General features: G+C 62.0%; 2 protein-coding genes. One reads left to right on the top strand and one right to left on the bottom strand.

The features are described from left to right. Positions 1 to 531 (bottom strand): zinc ABC transporter ATP-binding protein AztA (gene aztA, locus EN939_RS34825; protein WP_164751539.1); only part of this gene is annotated, 531 nt, incomplete at its 3' end. 226 nt (positions 532 to 757) lie between these two features. On the opposite strand from aztA, the gene EN939_RS34820 reads away from it, so the two are divergent. Then, a complete protein-coding gene (locus EN939_RS34820) occupies positions 758 to 1,102 on the top strand; it encodes a RidA family protein (RefSeq protein ID WP_127271894.1) in 345 nt (114 codons plus the stop codon). Positions 1,103 to 1,232: the final 130 nt, after the last annotated feature.

The following is a 1,232-nucleotide window of genomic DNA, read 5'->3' as shown; positions in this document are numbered from 1 at the left end:
GTGCTTGATCAGGGCAATGAGGTCGCCGACCGTCTTGGCGTCGACGGCGTTGAAGGGTTCGTCGAGCAGGATGAGGTCGGCGTCCTGCAGCAGGACGCGCGCAAACAGCGTGCGCTGCAACTGGCCGCCCGACAGCGTGTCGATCGGGCGCTTTTCAAAGCCGCCGAGGCCGACCGCCATCAGCGCCTTGCTGACGTCATCGCGATCTTCCTTGGTGTAGCGGCCAAGCAGGCCGCGTCGTGGCCACAGGCCGAGCGAAACCAGATCGACCACGCGCGCTGGAAAAGAGCGGTCGAGCTCCGATTGCTGCGGCAGATAGGCGGCACGTACACCGGGTGCGCGGATAACCTCGCCGGCCATTGGCTTCAGGACGCCGACAATGCCTTTCATCAGCGTCGATTTGCCGGAGCCGTTGGCGCCGACCACAGCGGTCAGCGAGCCCTTGCGGATGGTGCCGTCGAGATGATGGATCGCCGGATGACTGCCGTAGCCAAGCGTCAGGTCGCGGAATGTCAGGCAGGTATTTGTCATTCTGCGATCCGTAGGCGGCGAAATCCGGCTGCTGGCAGCGGCCGATTGGATATGTGATGTTATTACATTAGTCAACAAGCCAATCCGGCGGAATTGCGGCCGCAGGGTCAACTTGCCGTGTGTGCATGCCATATGCCGTTGGCCCAAGGGGATTCGACCTGGCGACCTTGCCCCAAGCCGGCCGCGACTCTAAAGAAGCGCAACCGTCACAGGAAGGAACCATCCAATGAGCATTCGTCGCATCGATGTCGGCCCGCGCATGAGCCAGATCGTCATCCATGGCAATACCGTCTATCTGGCTGGTCAGGTCGGCCAGCCAACCGGCAACGTCGCTTCGCAGACCAGGGACATCCTGGCGGCTGTCGACGAATTGCTGGCCAAGGCTGGCTCCGACAAGACCAAGATCCTGCAGGCGATCATCTGGCTGGCCGACATGAGCACCTTTGCCGAGATGAACGCGGAATGGGACAAGTGGGTGCCGCAGGGCAACACGCCAGCCCGTGCCACCGGCGAAGCAAAGCTCGCCACCCCGGACTATCTGGTCGAGATTATTATTACCGCCGCGATCTAAAGCGTCGACTTTCACCTTCTCCCCTTGTGGGAGAAGGTGTCGCCGAAGGCGACGGATGAGGGGTGTTCCAGGGAACGCCAACGTCTCACTCCGCTGGAACACCCCTCATCCGTCTCGACGCTGTCGCGCC

Origin of the sequence: Mesorhizobium sp. M7A.F.Ca.CA.002.05.1.1 (assembly GCF_003998335.1) — a bacterium.
GTDB lineage: Bacteria > Pseudomonadota > Alphaproteobacteria > Rhizobiales > Rhizobiaceae > Mesorhizobium.
The sequence above is the reverse complement of the archived record's forward strand: the minus strand, read 5'-3'. Positions and strand labels throughout refer to the sequence as shown.

What these genes read in the sequence shown, in the direction of transcription:
- EN939_RS34820 (WP_127271894.1), top strand. Translation starts at nt 758, where the DNA reads ATGAGCATTCGTCGCATCGATGTCGGCCCGCGCATGAGCCAGATCGTC.